Raw genomic sequence first — 21,002 nt, forward strand, 5'->3', positions numbered from 1 at the left:
CCCGCGGAGCGGGTCCCATCGCGCTGCGCGCGATGCAAGCGAACCACCGCGCTGCGCGCGGTGGTTACGCTCCCGCTCCGCGGGAGCGTTGGCGGGATGCTGCGCATCCCGCACATCCTGCCTGCTGCGCAGGCAGGATGACGCTCCGTCCGCTGCGCTCCCGGAGTGGACGGGACTCCCGTCCTGCGGGCTTGCGCTGCGCTTCAGCCCGGGCGGCGGTCCGCTGCGCTCCCCGCCTGGTGGTCCCTGCGGCTGCGCCTCCAGGACCATTACGGCCCGCTGACGCGGGCCGGGCTGGCTGCAGAAGCGGGGCGGCCTGCGGTGACGGGCTGTCACCGCAGGCCGCGAGCACGGGGGGTCAGCGTCTGCGGGCCCAGCCGGCACCGACTCCGGCCACATGCAAAGCCAGAGCTGTCAGTCCCAGCAGCATGATGTTCGTCGAAGAGAACGCATCATTGGTACTGATATCAGCCGCGTTGATCAAAAACGCAACGAAGAACAGCACCGCCGCGACTATGCCAAGCATGACGAGCTCCTCTCACAAGGGGGTGAGGCCCGTATGCCCAGCTATCGCTCCTGCAGACGCCGGGAACCTCCCCCGGTCGTGCCCCTGCGGTAAGTCAGGCGTGCGTATGGTGCGGCCTGGCGGCCCGCCGTGCGGCTTGGTGCGCAGGGCTGGGCGCGCCTGTGGTCCGAAGTCGCTGAAGCCATAGAGAGGCTGTGAGCAGGAGGCCGGTGAAAATGGCCAGTAGGAGGACGGATACCCACATCTGCCGGCCGCCGGGAGACTGCCGGGCTGTCCAGGCAGTCGATGCCGCCCACATCAGGACGCCTGCTGTGTAGAAGGCGCGGATACAGCGCAGCTGGCGCACGGCCTGCAGGGACATGATGCGATCGGTCTTGGATGCCATGCGGGCCCGTGTACCCCGGTGCACGCTGTTCAGCAGACCGGGTTCGCTTCTGCTGTTTCGCTCAGCTTTGCTCTTGTTGCTGGGTACGTCCTTCGAAGTCGCGTCGTACTGCTGCGCCTTGGTCTTCGATCAGTGCTGCACTGTCGGGGAGGTCCAGGACGGCTCCGCAGTGGTTGCACAGTTTCCCGTTCTCGGCGGGCGTGCCGCAGGCCTTGCAGAACCGGTTGGCTTCGGTGTTTCCGGGTTTCTGTGTCATGGCTCTCCCGTGTCGGTGTGGGGCGGTGGTGCTTGCGAGTACCCGAGGCTTTCGTGTTGATTCTCCAGTGTGTGCTTCATTTTTTGATTGGGATAGACTCTGGAATTAATGGGCTCTCGTTCTGTGGGTTCTGTGGCCCGCTCGAGGGTGGCCGTCTGCGGGTCCGCATCGGAGGAGGCGATCCGATGGCACGGTGCTGGTGATGTGGCTGTCAGATCAATGGGCGTTCAGGTTCGGCTAGTTGATTGTGGTTCGGACGTGGGAGATGTTGTCCGGCTTGCAGGAGAGGTGACACCGAAGTGACCGTGAAGGAAGTCCGTCCGCATCAGCGAGAAGCCGTGGACGCAGTACTCCGGGCGCTCGAATTACCTGCAAGATCCACTGTGCCGGAGCGGGGCCTGCGGACTCAGGTGGTCATGGCGACCGGATCGGGCAAGACCCTCGTCGCCGTGCGCAGCGCGGAGGAGCTGCAGGCGGGTCGTGTGTTGGTGCTCGTGCCGTCGCTGGACCTGCTCGCGCAGACCGAGGCCGCCTGGCGCGAGGGCGGGCGCAGGGGGCCGATGATCGGGGTCTCGTCCCTGCGGGGGCCGGAGGCGTCCTTCCCGAACACCACGGATGTGGACGAGCTGGTCGCCTGGGTGCGGCCCTTCGACAAGGTCACCGTGTTCGCCACGTACGCCTCGCTCGGGCTCGGCACGCTGGAACGCGCGCACGCCGCCGGCCTTCCGGGGTGGTCGCTGATCGTCGTTGACGAGGCGCACCGGGTTTCGGGTCGGATCGGCAGGCCGTGGGCGGTCGTCCACGACAACACCCGCATCCCATCCCTGCGGCGCCTGTACATGACGGCCACGCCCCGGCTGTGGCAGCTCGACGAGGACTCCGAGCAGAGCGCGCCGGGTGAACTGGTGGCGTCGATGGATGACGACCCCAGCGGGCCGTTCGGCAGCAGGGCGTTCACGTTGACGCTCTCGCAGGCCATCGACAGGGGAATCTGTGCTCCCTACCAGGTGGTGTGCCTGGACATCACCGACACCCAGCTCCAAGCCGCACAACTCCTGGGCGAGGACGCACGCTCCGAGCAGGTCCGCGGGGCCCGACTCGCCGCGCTCCAGACTGCGCTGGTGAAGGCATCCTCGGAGGAAAACTTCCGCAGGACGCTCGTCTTCCACCACGTCGTCAAGGAGGCAGAGGCCTTCGCGGCGGGCCTTCCCGACGTCGCCAAGCGACTGCACTACGCCGACCCGGAGCTGTACCCGCGGACGGTCTGGGCCAACTGGCTGTGCGGTGAGCACAAGCCCCTCCGTCGGCGCCGTGTCCTCGACGAGTTCTCCAAGGGAATCGCTGCTGACGGCACGGTCGTGGAGAAGACGTTCCTCGGGTCTGTTCGCGTGCTCGGCGAAGGCATCGATACATCCCACTGTGACTCCGTGTACTTCGCCGATGTACGCGGCTCCATGCCCGACCTCGTCCAGGCCGTCGGCCGGGCGCTGCGGATGCAGCCCGGCGAGGGCAAAACGGCCTCGCTGGTCGTGCCGGTCCTGCTCGGGCCCGGAGAGACAGCCGACAACATGCTCGCAAGCCGGGCGTACGGCGGCCTGGCCAGGCTTTTGGAAGCGCTCAGGGCACACGACACCCGCATCGTGGAGCAGCTTGCCGAGCAGCAGGCGCAGAGCCGTGTCAGGGGCGTTCAGAGCCGCAGCGGAGAGGAAGGGGAGGGAGCCGGAAGCGACCGAAGCGACCAACTGTCGGTGCCGGCCCGACAGCTGCTGCAATTCAGCACACCGCGTGACCCCTCCCAGCTGGCAGCATTCGTCAACCTCAGGGTGCTCAACCCCGAACACCAACACTGGAGACGCGGCATCGAAGCCGCCACCATCTACCACCGGATCCACGGCAACCTGAAGGTCTCCTTCACCTACCGCGTCCCCGACCGCGGTGCCCGGGAAGCGGAAGCCGAGGGGTGGCCGACCGCGCTCGCCGGGTTTCCACTTGGGCAGTGGATCGCCGACGCTCGGAGGTTCTACGCCCGGGGTGACATGGACGAGGACCGCATCGCACAGCTGGAAAAGCTGGGCATGGTCTGGTCCCGCTACGACGTCGCCTGGGAAGAAGGCCTGGCCGCCGCCGGCGGATGGGCAGCGGAACACGGGCATCTCCTGGCCCCGTTGGATGCCACCTACCAGGGCTATCGGGTGGGCATCTGGCTGAAGAACGCCAGGGCCGCCGCCCGAAAGGCCGCCGAGATCGAACAGCGCCGTGCCGAAGGCCTGCCAGTCCAGTCGTCGGCTGGCGCCCTGTCGGAGGAACGGCGCGAGCAGCTCGAGGACATCGACCCGGCGTGGTGCCCCACCTGGCCGGTGGAATGGCAACGCTGCTTCCACCTCACCCGGCTGCACCTGGACGAAGGCGGCGCGCTGCCCACCGAGCCGGGCGACGTCGTGCACCAAGGCGCCGATCTGGGGCGGTGGGTTCGGGCGCAGCGGCTCGGCTTCGGCAAACTCACCACCGTGCAGCAGTGGATGCTGGAGCACATCCTCGGCATCGAACCCGCCGCCGACGACGAGAAGCCAAGGCCACGCACGAGTCAGGCGGAGAAATGGGCGTTCCACCTCGCCGCCGCCCGGCAGTACTACGAACGCGAGGGCCATCTGAACGTCCCCCGCAAGCACGTCGAGACTGTGCTCTCAGACAAGGGATCGGGACGGCCCTTTCGTCTGGGGGTATGGGTCAGTAACCAGCGCTCGCGCGTGGCGACGCTCTCGGAGGACCGGCGCGAGCAACTGTCCGCCGTCGGCATGCGATGGACATAGCCGCACGGACTGCGATCGGAGCTGCCGGGACGACGGTTTTGTCCGGCCCGCGCCGTCGGATGCACAGGCGTAGGAAGACCGCGGCCAGGGCGACACGGTGACGTGGGAAGAGCGCGAGACCCAGGCGGCACGGGGGCGGGCGCGGGCGCGGCGGATGAATGAGCTGATGCGCGACCACACCGAGGCAGAACTGGCGCGCATGGCCTACGCGGGCGGTCTGGTGAACCACGACTCTCCCGAGAAGTGGCGCAAGGATGAGATCGCCTCCGCTGTCGTGGACGTCGAGTTCGGGGCGGGCCGACCGGCTCTGACCACAGCATGATGCTGTCGACGGGGCTCGCGGATGTTCGAGAGCTATAGGTCGAACTCGAGGTGCTCGATGTCCGTGAACCGGATCTCCTCCAGCTGGCCGGCGCGGCGGCCGCCGTCCTGGAAGTACACCTCTTTGAGCGCCTCAGCCGCGAGCTCTTGGAGACGCTGCTCGGTGGCGCCCTGCTCCTGGGCCTCGAAGAGGCGCGCCGCGTATTGCGGTGGCAGCGCGACGGTCAGGTGCCGGATGCGGTCCTGGTCCGTCGACCCGATCGGCGCGGTGTAGCCGAGCCGGGCTCGGGTGTCGATGACGATGCCGCCGGTCGTCGCCGCCCGCTCCTTGGCCTTGGCACGGATCTGCGGCTGCCAGCGGGCCTTCACCTCGCGCTCCAGGCGCGCGGCGAGGTCCGGACGCGGCTTCTTGATCTGGTCCTTCACATACCGCTCGACGGTGCGCTGGGAGATCCGCAGTATCTGGGCGACCGCCTTGGTGCCCTTGAGCTGCTTGACCAGGTACCGCATCTGCGCGCCGGCCGACTTCGGGACCGGGCGCGTGAACGCCCGCTGCACCGCCTGGTCCAGGCCGTCCCCGAACAGGGTCATCGCCTGCTACTCCCCGCTGTCCTTGTCCGTGACCTGCCCGTCCTTGATGTACCGGGCGAGGTTGAGCTCCGGGGCGTTGAACCGCTCGCGGACCTCTTCGCCCCACAGGACGTCCTGGGTGCCCTCGTGCTTGACCAGGCCGGGGTTGATGCCCAGCTTGAACCCACCGGGCAGTGGCTTGCCGTCCCGGTACGGCAGGAAGTCCAGCGGGCTGGTGCCGTCTGCCGCGTAGACGACGCAGTCGGACAGGATCGCGACCGGGTACTGACCGGTGAACGCCGCATGCTTGACGATCTTACGGTGCAGGTTGATCCGGGTACGGGAGATGACCGCCGCGCGGATGTCCGGCCGCCACGTCGGACGGGACAGCGCCCGCCACGGCTGCCCGGGCTTCCAGCCCTCCCCGCGCGGGCGCTCGCGCAGTTTGCCCAGGCCGCCCTTCACGGTCGCCTTGACCGCCGAGACGACGATCGCCAGCTCCGGGTCGCGCTCCTTGCAGCCGTCCATCGCGGCCAGGAAGTCGGCCGGCTCCATGTCCGCGTGCACGCCGAGGTCGGCCATCGTGGCCAGGAAGGCGTCACGCAGCCGCTGGTACCAGCCGTCCAGGTAGCGGCCGTTGTCGTAGCGGATGTAGGCCTCGATCGGGGTGACGTCGTAGCCGAGTTCCACCGCGTAGGCGACGGTGGGCGTGGCGTACCAGGCCGGGCCCTGCGGACGGTCGCCCTTCGGGGTGAACGGGCTGGGCAGCAGACTGGCGTCCAGGTCCGCCCAGGTGTCCTTGCCGACCTTCACCCGGGACAGGTCGACGTGGGAGAGGTCGACCAGCCAGGAGCCGGGCAGCTTCGGGTCGAACACCGGCGCCTTGACGTGGGTGGGCGCACCGAGGCCGACGACCAGGCCGTTGGCGCCTGCGGCGAAGGCCATGTTCACGTCGATGCCGACCAGGTGCCGCAGGGTGCACTCGGCATCCGTCATCGGCCGCGCCCAGTCGTATGCCTCTTCGAACAGCTTCTCGCCAGGGCCGCGGACGTGGAACCGGGGCAGGTCCTTGAGCAGCGGGTGTCCGTCGGGGGCCTCGCAGGGGGCGCAGTCGACCGGGTCCTTGCCCAGGCTGGCGGGGTTGTGCTCGGAGTGCCGCTTGCCGTCGGCGTCCGGCTCGGTGGCGCGGGTCGGCGGGTGCAGCGCGGTCATCAGCTCCAGGCCCGTCACGGCGGTCGATCCGCGCGGGGTCATCACCCGGGACGCGTACACGCCCAGTACGCGGGCGAGTTCCGGCGGCGGGAGCTGCCCGGCCTCGCCCCAGTGCCGGGTGTCCAGCGCGTTCCACGACGGGATGCACAGCTGCACGCAGGCCCGCTCCGAACCGGTGGCGGGACGGTAGATCCGTGCCCACGGCCCGAAGCCACGCTTCGTCAGCTTCCACTGCGCACGTACCAGCTGCTTGATGACTTTGTGGCCCTCCGGGATCCGCCCGGTGAGGCGCTCCTCATCGGTGAGGGTGACCGGGAGGCCGTAGCGTTCCAGCGCGGACGGGGTGAGCACGAGCAGGGGGTCGGCGTCCTTGCCCGGGCCGGACAGCTTCGGCGCCCCGAGCTTGGCCTCCTTCAGGGTCCAGTCCACCAGTGCCGGAATGCTCTTTGCGGGCACGTCCAGGACCAGACCGCCGGTGCAGTACGCCAACACCTGGCCGTCGTCTTCGACGTCGACGACCGCCAGCGGACCGTTCTCGAACCGCGGGTCCGTGCCACCCGCCGGAACGTTCGCCGGGGCCGCCTTCCTCGCACCTGGGCGGCGCGACGCCGCCGACGGCGTCCTGGTGGTGCGCGCCGGACTGGGCGCGGCAGCCGGAGACACGGCGTTGGCGGCGGGGTGGGGCGGGGTGTTCTGTTCGGTCGTCATGGCCGCAGCCTCGGGCGCCGCGTCTGTGGGCACAGGCTGCGCCTGCGCAGCCGGGGCGGGATCGCTCGAGAACGTCTCCAAAGCGGCCCTGTCCTCAGCGGGCGGCGTGGCGTCGGGGTCGGCGGGGTAGAACTCCGCGAGCTTGCCGAGCAGCCGCGCGTAGGCCTCGCGCTCCGGCGGCCGCGGCTCGGTCTTACCGGCCTCCCAACCGCTGACGGTTGCCCGCCGAACGTCCAGGGCTGAGGCCACTTCGTCCAGCGTCAGACCGTGTGCTTGGCGCAGCCGCTTGCGTTCCGCCGGCGGCGGCAGCACAGACCGGGACGCAACCAGCGCATCGATCCGATCGAACAACTCGGACATGGGAGACCTCCTGAGCAACACCCTAGCTCACGAACCGTACGGATAGCGTACGGTTGCCGTACGCAATCCGTACGCAATGCGCTGCGGTAGGCGTCGAAGCTGGAGTCCTGCCCTGCTTCCCATCCTCGCGGCACCCCGGTCCGTGCGCCGCGACCGCTGTGGGGGACCAGGACAGACAGCTCCGTGGTGCAGACAGCTCCGTGCGCTGGGACTGTGGGGGTGACTCGGGTGACCTCCGGCTTGGCGAAGAAGCCGATTGCGAAGGGACTCCATTCTCAGGGAACCGGCTTGTTGGATTCCGCGGGGCATCCGTTGCGAAAGCGCCCGCCGGAACGGCGAACACGAGACCGTGGTGGAGTGCCCCATCACCCAGGCCTGCTGCGGACCGCTCCTCTGCAGGGAGAGACCACCTCCTCGCTGATCTGCCGCATCGCGAACCGCTACGGGATGGACCCCAAGGTGTTGCGGTCATGCTGGCACTGGCGCAACTACCAACCTGGGCACGACGGCGGGGGCGCGCGGGCCGACGCCGAGGTGCTGCTGAACACGCCCGGACGGCAGATCCTGGCAGGCCTGTGCGGCGTCGAGGAAGGCGTGCTGGCGCGGGCATTGCCATCCTGGGAACAGCAGGACACCAAGCTGACCTCCGAAGAGGACGGGGTGCCGGCGGCAGCGTGGCGGATCGGCGGCGCGGTCGCCGGGCCGGTGGCGTTCGGCTGCCGCCTGTGCACGGCGCGGCGTACGGGGACGGCCGTGCGGGTGGTGCGGTACGCGCCGCGGTGGGAGCGGGCGTGTGTTCGGCATGGGCGGTGGCTGCTGGACGCGGACGCCAACCAGCCGCTGGAGCACCTCGACCTGCGTGGCCTGCCGGAGGTAGTGGCGGCGCAGCGGCGGTGGGCCTCGGTGGCGCGGCGGGCGGTGCGGGCCGGTGCGGAACCGGAGCGGGTGTTCGCGCTGGCGCAGGCGGTGGTGGCCCGGTGGTGGGAGCAGGCCCTGCAGTGGGAGCGGGAGACGATCTGGCCGCGGCGCCTGCACCAGGTCGCGGGCGGGGATGCAGGTGGTGATCTGGAGCGGTGGCGGATCGTGGGGCGGGACGCGGTCGTCTTCCCGGAGGTGGTGGCGGTGGCCGACGCTTTGCTGGACCCGGCTATGGCCGAGCTGGTGTGGGCCGACAGCGGTGCTGGGCGGCCGCGGGCGCTGCCCGGCGAGGGGATGTTCTGCCGCAGGCTCGGTGAGCGGCTGGGGCGGGGATGGCTGAGGCCGCTGGCCGCGACGGACCACGGCGGGCCGCTCATCGCGTGGATGGGCAGCGTCATCCGCCTTGGTCGCGGCGCCGGCGGCCCGCCCGGCTACGACAACGACCCGTGGTGGCTGCGGCAGGAACACCAGAGCGCGACCATGGCCGGTCAGCTGCGGGTGCTGGGCAAGGAGAAGAAGGCGCCCGGTTCGGGGACGATGTGGCGGGCTGCGGTGCCCGCCGAGCAGCGCAGGCTGATCACCAGCGCTGTCGACAGCGCCGAGGAGCAGCTACTGCAGCTGCGCGGTGTGCAGATCGGTCCGACCGCCGAGGTCGCCCGGCGGCTGCTGCGCGGACTCGGTCACAGTGCCGGTCTGATCGAGAACGCCTGGAAACGGACCGCGGTGGCGGCGGTGAACGGCGGGGTGCCGCTTGGGGAGGTGGCCCGGTGGGTGGACATGCCCGTTGAGGTGCTCAGCCAGATACTGACGGCGGGCAGGCAGGAGAACGGCGGCTGAAAGCCGATGCGCCGACGGGCAGGTCGGCTGTTAGCTGATACGGCACTCATTCGTGGCAGAAATACTGAAAGCGGCGGCGTCTGCCGGCGGGAGCGGTTTGGCTGGCGCGGGTGACCAGCACAGGAGCGGCCCGGCACCAGAGCCGGGCAGGGCGAGCGGCCGTGGACCAGGGCAGCGGGTTCGAGGCGGTGTTCCTCGACCCGGTGGGGCAGGCGGTCCAGCAGCGGTGGGCGGATGCCGCCATGACCGTGGCGTTCGAGGAACTGCCGCCAGTGTCGGCGTTCCCGGTGGTCCCAGGACGCCGCTGGGGTCCGGGCCTGTGGTGGTCGGCGACCACCAGACGGCACATAGCCGCGGGGTCGAACGCGATGCGCGCCCAACTGATGGTCCCGGACCGCGACCCTGACGTGACAGGCCTGGCGGGGCGGCCCGTGCGGCTGCTGTGGCGAAATCCCCGCGGGCAGGTGCGTTCCTGGGTGCCGCAGCTCTTCGCCCGCCGTGCCGACGGCACCGCGCTGCTCGCCGACTGCCCGAGCCATCCGGAGGCCGGCGGCGAGCGGGCGGTGAAAGCCGCCCAAGCGGTGGCGCAGGCGTGCGCGCACATCGGTTGGACCTACCGGCGCCTCCCACCGCTCGACGACGTCCTGGCCGCCAACCTGAAATGGCTGGCCGGTTACCGCCACCCCCGCAACGCCGGCCGCCTGGGCCTGATGGCGGCGGTCGTCGAGGCGTTCACGCGGCCGCGGCAGCTGATCGAGGGCGCAGAAGCAATCGGCGACCCGGTCGAGGTCCTCCCCTGTGTCTTCCATGCCCTGCTCGAACCCCGCTCCGGCTACGTCTACGAGATCGTCCCCAAGAGCGAGGGCACGGACAGCTGACGGCCGGCCTGGAGACGCCACTGCACGAACGCGTCCCCGTCGGCCCGCGAGGCTGGAGCGGCCCCGAGACGGGAGATGCCGGGTGACCGCGCGGCGCAATGCCAGGCCGGCCGTGAAGGTCGGTGCTCACGTCCGGTTCCGGGGCATGAAGTGGCAAGTGGTCGCCCTTTCGGGGCAGGACATCCACCTCGTCGGCCCGGACGGCGGTGGTGAGGCCGTGCTCGCCGGGCACCTGTTCGCCGACCCCGGCTTCACCGTCGTCGGGGCCGATGCGCCTCAGGCGGCACCGCAGTGGGGCCTGTTCGAGACCGCCCCCGCCGCAGCGCGTGAGAAGGCGCTGGCCTGGCAGCGGCACGTGCGGGAAGTCGAATGCGGCCTGCCTGGCGGGCCTGGCAGCGAAGGGACGGTGCGGGAGCAGTACGACCCCGAACGGCACACGCTGGCCGAGCGGGAGCAGGCCAAGGCCGAGGAGCTGACCGCGCTCGGCTTCGGCCGGGTCTCGCGCACCACGGTGCAGCGCATGCGGCTCGCTTATCGCAAGCAGGGCCTGTGGGGGCTTCTGGACCACCGCACCACGCGCGCTTCCAGCCCCACCGGGCGGGCTGACGAGCGGGTCGTCGCCGCCGTCCGCGAGGCGCTGCGCCGCCGCCGCGGCCGCTCCAAGGGCACCATCAACGGCCTGTTCCCGCTGATCAACCAGATCCTTGAGGACCGGCACGGCCCCGGCACCGTGCCCGCGCCGTCGCAGGCCGCGCTGTACCGGCTCGTCACCGCCCTGGCCCGGCCCGGCGAACTGCCCGCAGGGCCCGTGAGGCAGGTGCCCGCGAGCGTGGACGGGCGGGCCTTCACCCCCGCCACGGCGCTGCGGCCCGGCGAACAGGTCCAGATCGACACCACCCGCCTGGACGTCCTCGCCCTCTTCGACGACGGGCGCCTGGCCCGGCCCGAGCTCACCATCGCCGTCGACGTCGCCACCCGCGCCATCCTCACCGCCGTGCTGTGCCCGAGTGCGACCAAGGCCGTCGACGCGGCCCTGCTGCTGGCGGAGATGGCCGTCCCGCACCCCGCCCGGCCGACCTGGCCGGACATCCTGCGCATGGACCACGCTCCCCGCACTCCCCCACCAGCGGCTGGCCGCACTCGATGAGCGCCTGGCCGGTGCAGCGGCCCGGCCCGTCGTCCTGCCGAGACGATCGTCGTCGACCGCGGCAAAGTCTTCGTCTCCGCCGCGTTCACCGCCGCCTGCGAACACCTCGGCATCAGCGTCCAGCCCGCCCCGCCCCGCGCCCCCACCGCCAAAGGCATCGTCGAGCGCACCTTCGGCACCATCAACGCCCTGTTCTGCCAGCACCTGCCCGGTTACACCGGCTCCGACGTCACCCGCCGCGGCCCCGACACCGAGAAAGACGCCTGCTACAGCGTCGCCCAGCTCCAGGACCTGCTCGATGAGTGGCTGGTGCACTACCACCACCGGCCCCACGAAGGCCTGCGCCACCCGATGATGCCGAAGAAGGCCCTCACGCCGAACCAGATGTGGGCCGCGCTCGTCGCCGTCGCCGGACACGTCCCCGTCCCGCTGACCGGCCGCGACTACCTCGAACTGCTGCCCGTGCGCTGGCAGGCCATCACCCCCGCCGGCATCACCATCCACCACCGCACCTACGACCACGATCTCCTCGCCCCCTACCGCGGCGAGGCGTTCGTCGCGGCTGCGGGGCGGGTCGCCGGACTGCGCACCCCCGCCATCAGCCAGCTCGCCCCCAGGTCCGCACCCTGATGATCCTCGGCCGCCACCAGCAGACCACCGCACGGCCCTCCCTGATCGTCACCGGACCCGCCGCAGCCGGGAAAACCACCGCCCTGCTGAACGTCGGCCGCGCCTGCCACCTCGCCCACACGCGCAAAAACCCCGCACCGCCCGGATCAGCCCACTCCACGGCGTCGCCAGCCGGGGCGGGAAATGGGAAATCCACTACAACCCCCACGACGTGCGCCAGATCTGGATCCGCCTCACCGACGGCGACCTCACCGAAATCCCCTGGATCCACCGCGACCACGTCCACCAGCCGTTCAACGACCACACCTGGCAGCACATCCGCACCCACGCCCACCACAACAACCACGACGACAGCCAGCAGCGGTGGCTTGGCCGACGGGTCGCTCGGTGGTGGCCTGGGCAGGCAGCGGCGTTGTGGGGCTCTGTGCGCGGATCTGGGCGGCGACGGCTTCGGGGTCGAACTCGAAGAGTGTCTCGTTGCTGGGCGAGGTCACGGTTGCCTCCCCGTGGCGTGGAGGGGCCTTTTCAGACCGGCGGCGAGGCCGCCGAGGATGTAGGCGGCCCTGTTGAGGGTGTCCGAGAAGCCCGCTCCCTCGGCGACCTGGCCGCAAGCCTCCACCAGGGCGAGGACAGCGGCGAGGGTGCGCTCGGCTTGGGCGCGGCCGCCTCCGGCGGCGAGGACCGCTTGCCGGGCGCGAGGTGGGACGGGGCGGGGAGCGGGAATGGCTGGTGCGGGCAAGTGCCCGGTGCGGTCGAGTTCTTGGGCGAGCTACAGGGGAAGAGCTGCGGGCTCGCGGGCGTTGCCGAGGGGGGTGTAGGTGCCGTGGTGCGTGGTGGTGCCGGGGGCAATGATGTAGCTGCCGTGGGCGCGGATGTCGACCTGCCAGGCCAGGGCACGGCCGGCGCTGGAGCCGGCGGAGGACTTCCATTGGCGGTTGCCGGTAGCCCGGTACCACACGTGCAGGCCCCCGGAGGGCGTGCGCACGCGCAGAGTGGTGGTGTCATCGGCAGGGCTTTGCTGGCCGCGAAGGGCGGCGAGGACGGCGAGGGTGTGGAAGCCGTTGGCGAGGCCGGCCAGGTCGACCTGGTCGCCGATGGGAATGCCGGGAAGGATCCGGTCGCGTGCCGGGGTTTCGGTGCTGTGGGCATCGATGTCGATGACTACCAGGCCAGCCGGGCCGCAGGAGACGCCGATGCCGCACTCCGGGTGCTGCCCCCACCACTGCTGGATGCGGTCTTGGTTGAGGGTGGCCGCGTGGAAGCTGTGGCACCAGCGGCCAGCGCGCAGGCAGGGGCAGTTGGCCGGTGGGTGGGTGCTGGCACGGCAGTCGCTGCAGTGCGCAACTGGTGTCTTACGGCCTGGCGCAAGGGGGTGGACGGGCCAGCCTCGGCGGGCGCACGCCTGTGCAGTGGCAAGGGACGGAGCGACTGAAGAAGCAGGGAGGGCAGGGTCCCTTGAGTCGCTGCGGAAAAACTGCAGCTCAGCAGGCATCTGCGCCCTCTATCAGCGACTGAAGCGACTCAACGACGGACACAGACTAGCGAACGGGGCGCGTGGGGTCGTGGAGCACATGCGGAACAACGGTGACACCACGCCGATGATGCGACCGGCGAGCGGGCGACCAGCGACCGAGTTGGGGGCGCAGCGACTCACTCTGGTTCGGTAGCTTCCGACGCGTAGCGGTAAAAAGCCAGGTCAAGCGGTATCTCGAGCCTGAACATCGACTGAAGCGACTGAATATCACGCACACGCACGCACTCTCTGGAGTTCATATATGCCGAGTCCGAGTCGCTTGAGTCGCTTTCCACCCTCAAAGAACCCGCTGACCTGCAGGTCTACCTGCTTAAACGGCCAGCGACCGAAGGATCGCCCGGTCGCTGGCCGTTCAGTCGCTGCTCTATGCCGAGTACAGCGACCCAAGCGACTGAAGCGACCGAACTTCAGGCAGACCGGAACAGCGAGAGTTGGCAAGCGCCGTTGTCACACCCCTCCGATTCACTGGAGGCACCACAGTGAAAGGGCAGACGACAGGAATGTTGCACCTGGTGTACGACGATCCTCATGGTTGGCTGCGGCACTACATCAAGAGGCGACCCGTCCCCAACCGGGCCGCGAAGGGCACGGGGTTCGTCTATGTCCTCGCGATCACCGGCCCGGTGTCCTACGTGAAGGTGGGCTCCACCGCAGGGCCACGTGCCCGCTTCGTGGCCCTGCGCAGTGAAGCGCACCGTGTCGGGTCGACCGTCACCCGGGCATGGCTCTCACCCGCACATCCGCAGTACCTGGCCAGCGAGTCACGCACCCTTGAGGCTTGCCGCGCGTTGTCTCCGTCATCGACGCCTCGCAGCGAGTACTTCCCCGAGCTCGACTTCGTCAGCGCCTGTCGCGAGGCCGTGAAGGCGGTTCTTGGTGTACGAGATCAGCCACGGGTGTCCGTCACGACGCTCGCCGCCGGCCTCCACGAACCAGTCCCCTCCGCTGTCCAACGGCGCTTGGCCCCGAGCATCTACGACATCCATCGTCGGCGGCAGACCTACTTTGCCCAGGGAAGCCGGCGATCTCGGTTCCTGCAGCGCAATGCCAGCCCGCCCGAACGCTCCGGTCTCAGCCCCTTCCTCAAGGCCCTCGAGGAGTTTGCCCAGCCACGTGCCACGGTCATCGATTTGTCGTCCCGCCGTCAGTGCACGCTGTCGGAGGGAGCCGACCGTAGGCTCTGAGCATCGACGGCTCGGGCAAGGGTGGTCAGCGTGGGCCTCGCTTAGCGGAGGAAAGCCAGCGGGTCCAGGAGCGTCGTCCCGATGGGTCTGTCGTCAATAAGACCTTCGACGTCGCAAGGGTCCTCAGCGCGGGGATGGCGCGCCTCGACCCCCAGGAGCCTGGCTCGCTGAGCAAGTCCAGGTGGAGGCAGATCGCGCTCGCAGGCAAACTCTTGACTCCACTGCTCTACTGCACGGAGGCGGCCTTCGTCGTCGACGCTCAGCTGGGGCGAGGATCGGAGATCAGGGCTGCCATCCTCCCGTAGGAGCTCGGGCGCACGAATTAAGCCCTCCGACACATACGAAGGGGCCCGGTGCCGTCGAAACGGCACCGGGCCCCACTGCACTGCTTAGCTGCGGGCGGTCCAGCCCTTGATCTCCTCGGCGACCAGGCGCACGTCCAGGCCTTCACGGGCGATCCGCTCGGCGAGGTCCGCGGCCTCCTTCGGGGACACCGTCACCACCGACCCGGACACCGTCAGGTACGAGGCGGCGACGACCGCGCCGAACAGGGCGTTGGCGTGCTCCAGCCCGGGGCAGCGGATGAGCTGGTGCATGAGCGCGGCGGCCCGGTGGTGCACTTCGGTGTAGACGGGGGTGTCCATCACCTTGTCGGCGTGTCTGGCGACGGCGGCCTGGAGCGTGCCGAAGTCGCCGACGTCCGGGTCGCCGGGAAGGCTGCGGTGGGCGAGGTCGAGCAGCCATGCACGGTCGATGTGCACGATCACGCGGCGTGCCCATGCGGCTCGTGCTTGGCGGGTGCGGGGTGGCCGAACCGCTCGGCGAAGTGGTCGCCCCACTCCTCGGCGAAGTGCGCGCCGGCGTTGAGGAATCGGTGCCGCAGGTCGCTGCCCTCGTCGGCGAGCACCGTACGGGCGTACTCGGCCACGTCCATGCCGACCGCCTGAGCGCGCTCCTCGATGGTGGCGTACTCGTCTTCGTCCACCCGTACGTTGATCTGCTTCTTGGCCATGCAGTCAGCGTAGCGGGTTGTACACGTCGCTACAGCAGCACGGGAGAAGTCGTCGTGCAGCGCGGTTCACATGCTGACAGAGCCTGCCATCGGCGAGGGCATGGCGCAGCCGAGATGGCCGTTCGGGCCGAGGGCCCGGCGGCCGGCCTGGTCATCGGCTTGCGCGCGGGGCTGTCGCTGCCGGTGCGCGCCCCTCCCTTGCGGAAGGTCTCGATGGCCTCCACGGACGGGGCGCGCGCGGCCGCCTCAGGGACTGCGGGGATGAGGTCATCGGCCCCTTCGGGGACCGCCTTGTCCCGGTTCGCCGTGGACGTCCGAGGCCCGTGAGGTGCCACGGAGCCGACGGCCTGCTGAGCGCCGCCGAGCCCGAGGGCCGCAGCGATCGTGCCGAGGGCCATGAGGGCGCGCATAGTGGCGCTGACACCGGGCGGGTCATCAGTGCGGCGATGCTTCGCACACGCGGGCTCCTCGGCTTCTTCCTCGGCGCTGTCGTCCGGGGCGGCGGCGAGGAAGGCTGCATCCACGAGCGTCAGGTGGCGTAGTCCCTGCCCGTGCGGGCCACCTGCGAGATCGGTCTTCATCGCAGACGATGCCTCCATGGCCCTGTTCTCGCGTATGGCTACGGCCAAGTGGCGTCTGTCGTCACCTGCCCTGGTCAGCAGGCCAACCGTCTCGGTAAACCGCGCATTTACCGAGACAACGGCCCACCCAAGAGGGACGATGACCGCGTTTCAGCAGTGAGGTGTACGCATTCACCGTGACAGGCTGAGATGGCCGGTCGCTCACCGCTACATGTCCGTCTGCCGTAGCTATACGAGCAGACCCCCGACTCCCGGGGCAGAACACTTAGCCCGTCCGGGCGGCGGCGAGGTGGGCGTCCACGGCGACGACACCGTCGACGCCCTGGCAGAGGCCCACGACCACCGGAACGAGTCGCGGTTGCGGGACGTGACCCCGGAGGGTGACGACCCCGTCCCGGACCTCGACCGCGACGGTGCCCTCGTCCAGGCCGAGGATGCGCCCCAGGACGTCCTGCTCGACCTCGCCGCGGATCTCGGCGTCGGAGCGGATGAAGGCGTCGAGCAGGTCACTGCGGGTGACGATGCCGGTGAGGAGCCCGTCGTCGCCGACCACCGGCAGCTGCTTGACGTGCCGCTTGCGGAGTTCCCGTGCGGCCCGGGGGATCGTCCAGTCGGCGCGGGCGGTGAAGACGGGGCTGCTCATGAGCGCGCCCGCGGTCCGGGCCCGGGCCTTGCCCCAGGCGCGCTCGTCGTTCCCGTCCTGACTCTGCGGCTCGGGCATGCCGGTCTCGTGCCGCAGCACGTCGGACGCGGACACGACACCGATGGGAGCGCCGTCGTCGTCGACGACCGGGGCCGCGACGATGTCGTTCGCGTCCAGCAGGGCGGCGACCTCCTGGAACGGTGTGCTGGGGCGGAGGGTGACGACATCCTCGGTCATCACGTCACCGACCGTGCGGCGGTACAGCATGGCATCGGCCTCCTGCGCTGTGCGACGGGGCGACCGCGATCGGTCCGCCCGGGCGGACCACGCGCGGCGCGGCGGCCTCCGCGCCCCTGCCGGCTCGTCCACGCCGTCTTCCCTACCCATGACAGCACCGCGCCGCTCCGGCGGCCAGTGACGTTCGGCCTGGCGGGGAGGGCCGGAGGTCCCACGGCCAGGAGTGCGACCGAGTGCGCGTGGCAGCAGCGCGAAGGTGGCCGCGCCGACGAGCGAGGTCGCGCGAACGTGGAGGCGAGGGCAGCCGGGGCGACCCGGGCGACGGGCAGACCGCGGCCGACGAGGATCGGTCCGAGAAGCGAGCCGCCTCCGATTCCGTAGATGCCACCCATGATGCCCACGGCCAGCGCGAGACCCATGACAGTGCGGGCAGACGGTCACCAGCGGCCCGCTCGGGTGCCGGGTGGAGGGTGCGTGCGCACAGCCACAGGCCGAGCGGGAGGAGGAGGGTGGCGATGTGGAGCCGGAAGGCGGTGGGTCCGGGAAGTGCGAAGACTCGAATGACGGCGCCGAGGATCACTCCTGGCAGGGTGCCGGCCACCAGGCGTCGGGTGAGGGGTCCGCGCAGGGCGCCCGTCCGGCGGTAGCGCCACAAGGCGCCTGGGCCGGCGATGACGTTGAAAAGGAGGTTGGTCGGCGTGACGGCGGGGTTCGGCACGGCGAAGACGCTCAGCGGGACCGGGAGGAGGAACACTGCCCCGGACACCCCGACCGGCGCGGTCATTGTCGCGATCAGCAGCCCTGCGGCCAGCCCTCCCAGCGCCGTCCACCAGTCCACCGCTGCCCCCGCCCGTCCGTTGCGGGACCAGTATCAGCGCGGCCGCCAGCGGCTCGGCTGGTCGGCAACGAGATGTTCATGAGCAGCAGGTGCAGCCCGGTCGGCAGCCGCACGCGTCAGGCTCGTCGTCCGACGCAGGTGCGGCTGCGACGGAGTGGGCGGATGGGGCGCAACAGCCCTTGCCCTGCCAGGCGTCGCGGCCTTCCTTCACCGTGATGACGGCGATGACGAGGGCGGCGATCGGGTCGGCCCAGGACCAATTGAGGATGGCGTTGAGGATCAGGCCGACAAGGAGGACGGCGGAGAGGTAGGTGCACAGGAGGGTCTGCTTGGAGTCGGCGACCGCGGAGGCGGAGCCGAGTTCGCGTCCAGCGCGGCGCGGGGCGGCGGAGAGGAACGGCATGATCACCAGGGACAGGGCGGCGATGACGATGCCGGGGATGGAGCGGTCGGCCTCGCCGGTGCCGGTCAGGGCGCGTACCGCGTCGATGCTGACGTAGGCGGCGAGGGCGAAGAAGGAGACGGCGGTGATCCGCAGGGTGGTCTTTTCGCGCGCTTCGCGTACAGCGTGGTCGCGGGCGGAGAACTGCCACGCGACCGCAGCGGCGGAGGAGACCTCGATGACGGAGTCCAGGCCGAAGCCGATCAGAGCGGTGGAGGAGGCGATCGCCCCGGCGGTGATCGCGACGACGGCCTCGATCACGTTGTAGGTGATCGTGGCGGCGACCAGCAGGCGTATGTGCCTGGCCAGGATCTCGCGGCGGGCCGGGGACGGCCCCAGGGATATCGCGGTCATCAGCAGCAGGCCTCCGTTGCCGCGTCGGGGCAGGTCTTGTCCGACTCGACGGCGACCACTGCGGCGAGCAGATGCCCCACGGCGTGGCCGAGGCGTTCGTCGGCGAGCTCGTAGCGGGTGCGCCGCCCGTCCGGCACAGTGACGACCAGGCCGCAGTCACGCAAACAGGCCAGATGGTTCGACAGTCGTGTCCGGGAGACGCCGAGGGCGTCGGCGAGGTCCGAGGGGTAGGCCGGCGACTCACGTAGCGCGAGGAGGATTTGGCAGCGGGTCGGGTCGGCAACATGAGCGCCCTCCACAGCCCAGGCTTCGATCACCGCCAGGAGGTGCTGCACCTCCTCTCTGGGTGTTACCTGAGTTCAACGGAGTAGCTACCTCCGTCGAACTCCCGTCCATCGGTGCCCTCACCGATGTCCGCCACGATGACGTCGTCGATGAAGTGGTCCTCGAACTCGTCGTCGGTGAGCTCGCCGGCCAACCAGAGGTTCTCGATCGCGGCCCAGTCACCCCGGCTCCCGTCGATCCGCAGGGGCGCGGCGTTGCGTGTTCCGCGCTCGCGCCGGTCGGTACCGGTGGTGACCCAGCCGCTGATCTCGTACTGGCCATCCTTGACGTGGTCGGGGATCCGGTCGGCGGGGACGATGGCGACATTCTCGTAGGCGGTGTGGATGAGGTCGCGGTAGCTGCGGCGGACGTTGTACTCAGGGTCGGACAGCCAGTTGAGAAGGGTCTTGGCGGTCACGTCGAGTCCGGCCTCTTCCAAGGCCTGGTAGCCGCGGTGGGTTCCGGTGAGCTGACTGAGCTGGGCGTGCCAGTGCTTGGCGTTGTAGGACGACAGCCGGTGGCGGGGTGTGACCTGGGCGCGCAGGAGGTCGTTGAGGGCGGCGCCCAGGGACCCTCCATGCCCGGTGGGCCCGGCCATCAGTCGTCACCCTCGGGGATCATCTCGCCCGGCTGGATGAACTTGGCCTTGACCTCGCCGAAGCCCGTCCCGATCCGGTACGTGTCCGGGGGCGTGCCGGGCGGCGTCCAGAAGACGGCCGCGTCGACGTTGCGCAGGGCGATGAGCGTGTGGCCTTCCTGGACGGCCTTGAAGGCGACGGTCCAGTGGCGGACGGAGGCCTCGGCGACCATGCTCATGCGCCAGTCCGGCCGCCAGAACGGGGACTTCTGTTCCTTGCGCTTGGGCCACAGCAGACGCAGCGCGATCGACAGGCGGGTCTTGTACGCCTTGTACGGGTCGCCGCCGGCCTGGACGAGCTCGATACGCGCTTTCCGGGCCGCCTCGTAGAACGGCTTGAACAGCGACTCGTTGGCCTTCCCCGTCCAGGAGTCGTGGATGGCCGGCATCGCGGCGAGGTGGTTTTCGCGCACGAGTTTCATCAACTGCTTGATGTGCGGGGTGGTGACCCACACGCGGCCCTGCTGGTCGGGCCGGTCGATGATCCGCCCGAGCGGGTGCGGCATGTCCGTGCGGTTCCACTCCGGGATGTCGATGAGGTAGATACCGGCGCTGGCCTTGTCGAACGCCTCAAGGGGCCCGGTGTGCAGCAGCTTGTTCGGGACAAGGGGGACGGCTGAACAGGCGGACGGGTAGCTGCCGTTGCGGTCGATCAGGCACAGCACCCCGTCGCCGAACGAGTCGGGCACATCGAGCCGGTCACGCCGGACCCGCTTGCCGTTCTCCCGGATGAAGGGCACCCGCGTGCTGGTGACGTCGGGGTGGACCCAGCGCGGTTCGCCGTCCATGTGCTCACTGATCAGCGGCCACGGCCCGCTCTCCCGGTCCTCGAGGCGGATAACCCTGGTCGGGTGCATCTTCGAGCGGCCGACCGCGTCCTTGAGGAGCTTCAGCGCGGGGAAGGGCGCGCCTTCCGGCTCGTCCTCCTCGTCCCCCGGCTGCAGTTCCACTTCTGCTTCTGCGTCGTCTTCGTCGTCCGGGACGTATCCGCTGCCCGCGGCGGGTCCGGTAGCGGCGGGCTGCCCGGGGGTGCCGGCGGACACGGCGGTGCTGTAGGCGTTCAGCGCGGCGGCGAGGCGGCGTCCCTCGGCGTCGTTCGGCAGTTGCTGCGGCGCCGCAGCCGTCTCGGCCAGGGACGGCCCGAGTTCGGCAAGGGCTGCCTCGTCACCGCCTGCCAGCGCGGTGCGCAGCGCGGCCAGCACGTGGGTGACGGAGGCCGGCAGCCCTTGCCGGGCACCGGACGTGTAGGGAAGCGCCGCGTCGGACAACTCCTGTTCCACGGCGCTGCCCACACTCCCCTGCGCGGGTCCTTCGCCGCCTGTACGGGCGGCGGGGGCGGCTGTGGCGTCGAGGAAACGGGCGTGCAGCAGATCGGGGCTCAGGTACGCCGAGCCGATCGTGCCGAAGTCCCGCTCAGCGACCGTCACGTGGACCTTGGAAGAGTCCTCGGTCGGTGTGAGCGTCACCATGACGTCGGCATCCAGGAGGCCCAGAAGCGTGGGATCGGCGCTGTCCACGATGGCGAGCACCGGCACATGCAGGGTACGGGCGAGAGAGGCCAGGACCTGGGAGGCGGCCGGGAGACGGTCACCCGACAGAGGAAGCCGGGCGTTGTGGGCGGCCTGGAGCCGCTCGGTCTGTCGCAGGGCAGGTTGGGA

At 70.1% G+C, this 21,002-nt stretch carries 17 protein-coding genes and 2 pseudogenes; 7 read left to right on the forward strand and 12 right to left on the reverse strand.

Going from position 1 to position 21,002, the window contains the following annotated elements; all coding sequences use genetic code 11:
• Positions 1 to 358 precede the first annotated feature (358 nt).
• Positions 359 to 526, reverse strand: a complete 168-nt coding sequence (locus ACFY30_RS17945; protein ID WP_390846134.1) for a hypothetical protein — start codon at positions 524 to 526, stop codon at positions 359 to 361.
• 940 nt (positions 527 to 1,466) lie between these two features.
• Here ACFY30_RS17945 and ACFY30_RS17950 point away from each other — a divergent pair.
• Together ACFY30_RS17950 and ACFY30_RS17955 are read left to right on the forward strand one after the other, a co-directional pair.
• Positions 1,467 to 3,977, forward strand: a complete 2,511-nt coding sequence (locus ACFY30_RS17950) for a Helicase associated domain protein (protein ID WP_390846135.1) — start codon at positions 1,467 to 1,469, stop codon at positions 3,975 to 3,977.
• A gap of 97 nt (positions 3,978 to 4,074) precedes the next feature.
• Positions 4,075 to 4,299, forward strand: coding sequence for a hypothetical protein (locus tag ACFY30_RS17955; protein ID WP_390846136.1), 225 nt, complete (start codon positions 4,075 to 4,077; stop codon positions 4,297 to 4,299).
• 32 nt (positions 4,300 to 4,331) lie between these two features.
• On the opposite strand, the gene tpg is transcribed toward ACFY30_RS17955, so the two are convergent.
• Both tpg and tap read right to left on the reverse strand, forming a co-directional pair.
• Complete coding sequence (tpg, locus tag ACFY30_RS17960) at positions 4,332 to 4,889, reverse strand: telomere-protecting terminal protein Tpg (protein ID WP_390846137.1); 558 nt, start codon at positions 4,887 to 4,889, stop codon at positions 4,332 to 4,334.
• Positions 4,890 to 4,895: 6 nt separating this feature from the next.
• Positions 4,896 to 7,148, reverse strand: a complete 2,253-nt coding sequence (gene tap / locus ACFY30_RS17965; RefSeq protein WP_390846138.1) for a telomere-associated protein Tap — start codon at positions 7,146 to 7,148, stop codon at positions 4,896 to 4,898.
• A gap of 357 nt (positions 7,149 to 7,505) precedes the next feature.
• Here tap and ACFY30_RS17970 point away from each other — a divergent pair, with 357 nt between their 5' ends.
• From ACFY30_RS17970 to ACFY30_RS17985, 4 genes are all read left to right on the forward strand, one after another.
• Complete coding sequence (locus tag ACFY30_RS17970) at positions 7,506 to 8,903, forward strand: DNA-binding protein (protein ID WP_390846139.1); 1,398 nt, start codon at positions 7,506 to 7,508, stop codon at positions 8,901 to 8,903.
• Between the two features lie 110 nt (positions 8,904 to 9,013).
• Positions 9,014 to 9,781: a TnsA-like heteromeric transposase endonuclease subunit gene (locus ACFY30_RS17975; RefSeq protein ID WP_390846140.1), complete on the forward strand. Its 768-nt coding sequence runs from the start codon at positions 9,014 to 9,016 to the stop codon at positions 9,779 to 9,781.
• Between the two features lie 145 nt (positions 9,782 to 9,926).
• Entirely contained in the window at positions 9,927 to 10,928 is a 1,002-nt protein-coding gene (locus ACFY30_RS17980; RefSeq protein ID WP_390846141.1) for a hypothetical protein, read from the forward strand.
• A 309-nt stretch (positions 10,929 to 11,237) separates the two neighbouring features.
• Positions 11,238 to 11,558: a hypothetical protein gene (locus ACFY30_RS17985; RefSeq protein ID WP_390846142.1), complete on the forward strand. Its 321-nt coding sequence runs from the start codon at positions 11,238 to 11,240 to the stop codon at positions 11,556 to 11,558.
• A 532-nt stretch (positions 11,559 to 12,090) separates the two neighbouring features.
• Here ACFY30_RS17985 and ACFY30_RS17990 read toward each other — a convergent pair.
• A pseudogene (locus ACFY30_RS17990) lies at positions 12,091 to 13,050 on the reverse strand (bifunctional DNA primase/polymerase); the annotation flags it as partial.
• 542 nt (positions 13,051 to 13,592) lie between these two features.
• Between ACFY30_RS17990 and ACFY30_RS17995 the strand changes: the two are divergent.
• Positions 13,593 to 14,276 (forward strand): hypothetical protein, encoded by a 684-nt coding sequence (locus ACFY30_RS17995; protein WP_390846143.1) that lies wholly within the window; start codon positions 13,593 to 13,595, stop codon positions 14,274 to 14,276.
• Between the two features lie 389 nt (positions 14,277 to 14,665).
• Here ACFY30_RS17995 and ACFY30_RS18000 read toward each other — a convergent pair whose 3' ends face one another.
• The 8 genes and pseudogenes from ACFY30_RS18000 to ACFY30_RS18035 form a co-directional block, all read right to left on the reverse strand.
• Positions 14,666 to 15,043: a fic family toxin-antitoxin system, toxin component gene (locus ACFY30_RS18000; RefSeq protein WP_390846144.1), complete on the reverse strand. Its 378-nt coding sequence runs from the start codon at positions 15,041 to 15,043 to the stop codon at positions 14,666 to 14,668.
• Positions 15,040 to 15,288: a plasmid mobilization protein gene (locus ACFY30_RS18005; RefSeq protein ID WP_390846145.1), complete on the reverse strand. Its 249-nt coding sequence runs from the start codon at positions 15,286 to 15,288 to the stop codon at positions 15,040 to 15,042. Before ACFY30_RS18005 ends, ACFY30_RS18000 begins: the two co-directional genes overlap by 4 nt.
• Before the next feature lie 846 nt (positions 15,289 to 16,134).
• The gene (locus ACFY30_RS18010) at positions 16,135 to 16,779 is read right to left on the reverse strand and encodes a CBS domain-containing protein (protein WP_390846497.1); all 645 of its coding nucleotides are present in this window, start codon (positions 16,777 to 16,779) and stop codon (positions 16,135 to 16,137) included.
• Between the two features lie 213 nt (positions 16,780 to 16,992).
• Positions 16,993 to 17,587, reverse strand: a pseudogene (locus tag ACFY30_RS18015) (TSUP family transporter); the annotation flags it as partial.
• Between the two features lie 76 nt (positions 17,588 to 17,663).
• Entirely contained in the window at positions 17,664 to 18,383 is a 720-nt protein-coding gene (locus ACFY30_RS18020) for a cation transporter (protein WP_390846146.1), read from the reverse strand.
• Positions 18,383 to 18,718 (reverse strand): ArsR/SmtB family transcription factor, encoded by a 336-nt coding sequence (locus ACFY30_RS18025; protein WP_390846147.1) that lies wholly within the window; start codon positions 18,716 to 18,718, stop codon positions 18,383 to 18,385. Before ACFY30_RS18025 ends, ACFY30_RS18020 begins: the two co-directional genes overlap by 1 nt.
• A gap of 14 nt (positions 18,719 to 18,732) precedes the next feature.
• The gene (locus tag ACFY30_RS18030; RefSeq protein ID WP_390846148.1) at positions 18,733 to 19,305 is read right to left on the reverse strand and encodes a hypothetical protein; all 573 of its coding nucleotides are present in this window, start codon (positions 19,303 to 19,305) and stop codon (positions 18,733 to 18,735) included.
• The gene (locus ACFY30_RS18035) at positions 19,305 to 20,873 is read right to left on the reverse strand and encodes a hypothetical protein (protein ID WP_390846149.1); all 1,569 of its coding nucleotides are present in this window, start codon (positions 20,871 to 20,873) and stop codon (positions 19,305 to 19,307) included. The genes ACFY30_RS18030 and ACFY30_RS18035 overlap by 1 nt, the downstream gene beginning before the upstream one ends.
• Between the last annotated feature and the right edge of the window lie 129 nt (positions 20,874 to 21,002).

It is taken from the genome of Streptomyces sp. NPDC000345, assembly GCF_042898825.1.
Taxonomy (GTDB): domain Bacteria; phylum Actinomycetota; class Actinomycetes; order Streptomycetales; family Streptomycetaceae; genus Streptomyces.

Coding starts and splice junctions, on each gene's coding strand:
- ACFY30_RS17945 (WP_390846134.1), bottom strand. CDS start 526: ATGCTTGGCATAGTCGCGGCGGTGCTGTTCTTCGTTGCGTTTTTGATC.
- tpg (WP_390846137.1), bottom strand. CDS start 4,889: ATGACCCTGTTCGGGGACGGCCTGGACCAGGCGGTGCAGCGGGCGTTC.
- tap (WP_390846138.1), bottom strand. CDS start 7,148: ATGTCCGAGTTGTTCGATCGGATCGATGCGCTGGTTGCGTCCCGGTCT.
- ACFY30_RS17980 (WP_390846141.1), top strand. CDS start 9,927: ATGAAGTGGCAAGTGGTCGCCCTTTCGGGGCAGGACATCCACCTCGTC.
- ACFY30_RS17995 (WP_390846143.1), top strand. CDS start 13,593: ATGTTGCACCTGGTGTACGACGATCCTCATGGTTGGCTGCGGCACTAC.
- ACFY30_RS18005 (WP_390846145.1), bottom strand. CDS start 15,288: ATGGCCAAGAAGCAGATCAACGTACGGGTGGACGAAGACGAGTACGCC.
- ACFY30_RS18010 (WP_390846497.1), bottom strand. CDS start 16,779: ATGCTGTACCGCCGCACGGTCGGTGACGTGATGACCGAGGATGTCGTC.
- ACFY30_RS18020 (WP_390846146.1), bottom strand. CDS start 18,383: ATGACCGCGATATCCCTGGGGCCGTCCCCGGCCCGCCGCGAGATCCTG.
- ACFY30_RS18030 (WP_390846148.1), bottom strand. CDS start 19,305: ATGGCCGGGCCCACCGGGCATGGAGGGTCCCTGGGCGCCGCCCTCAAC.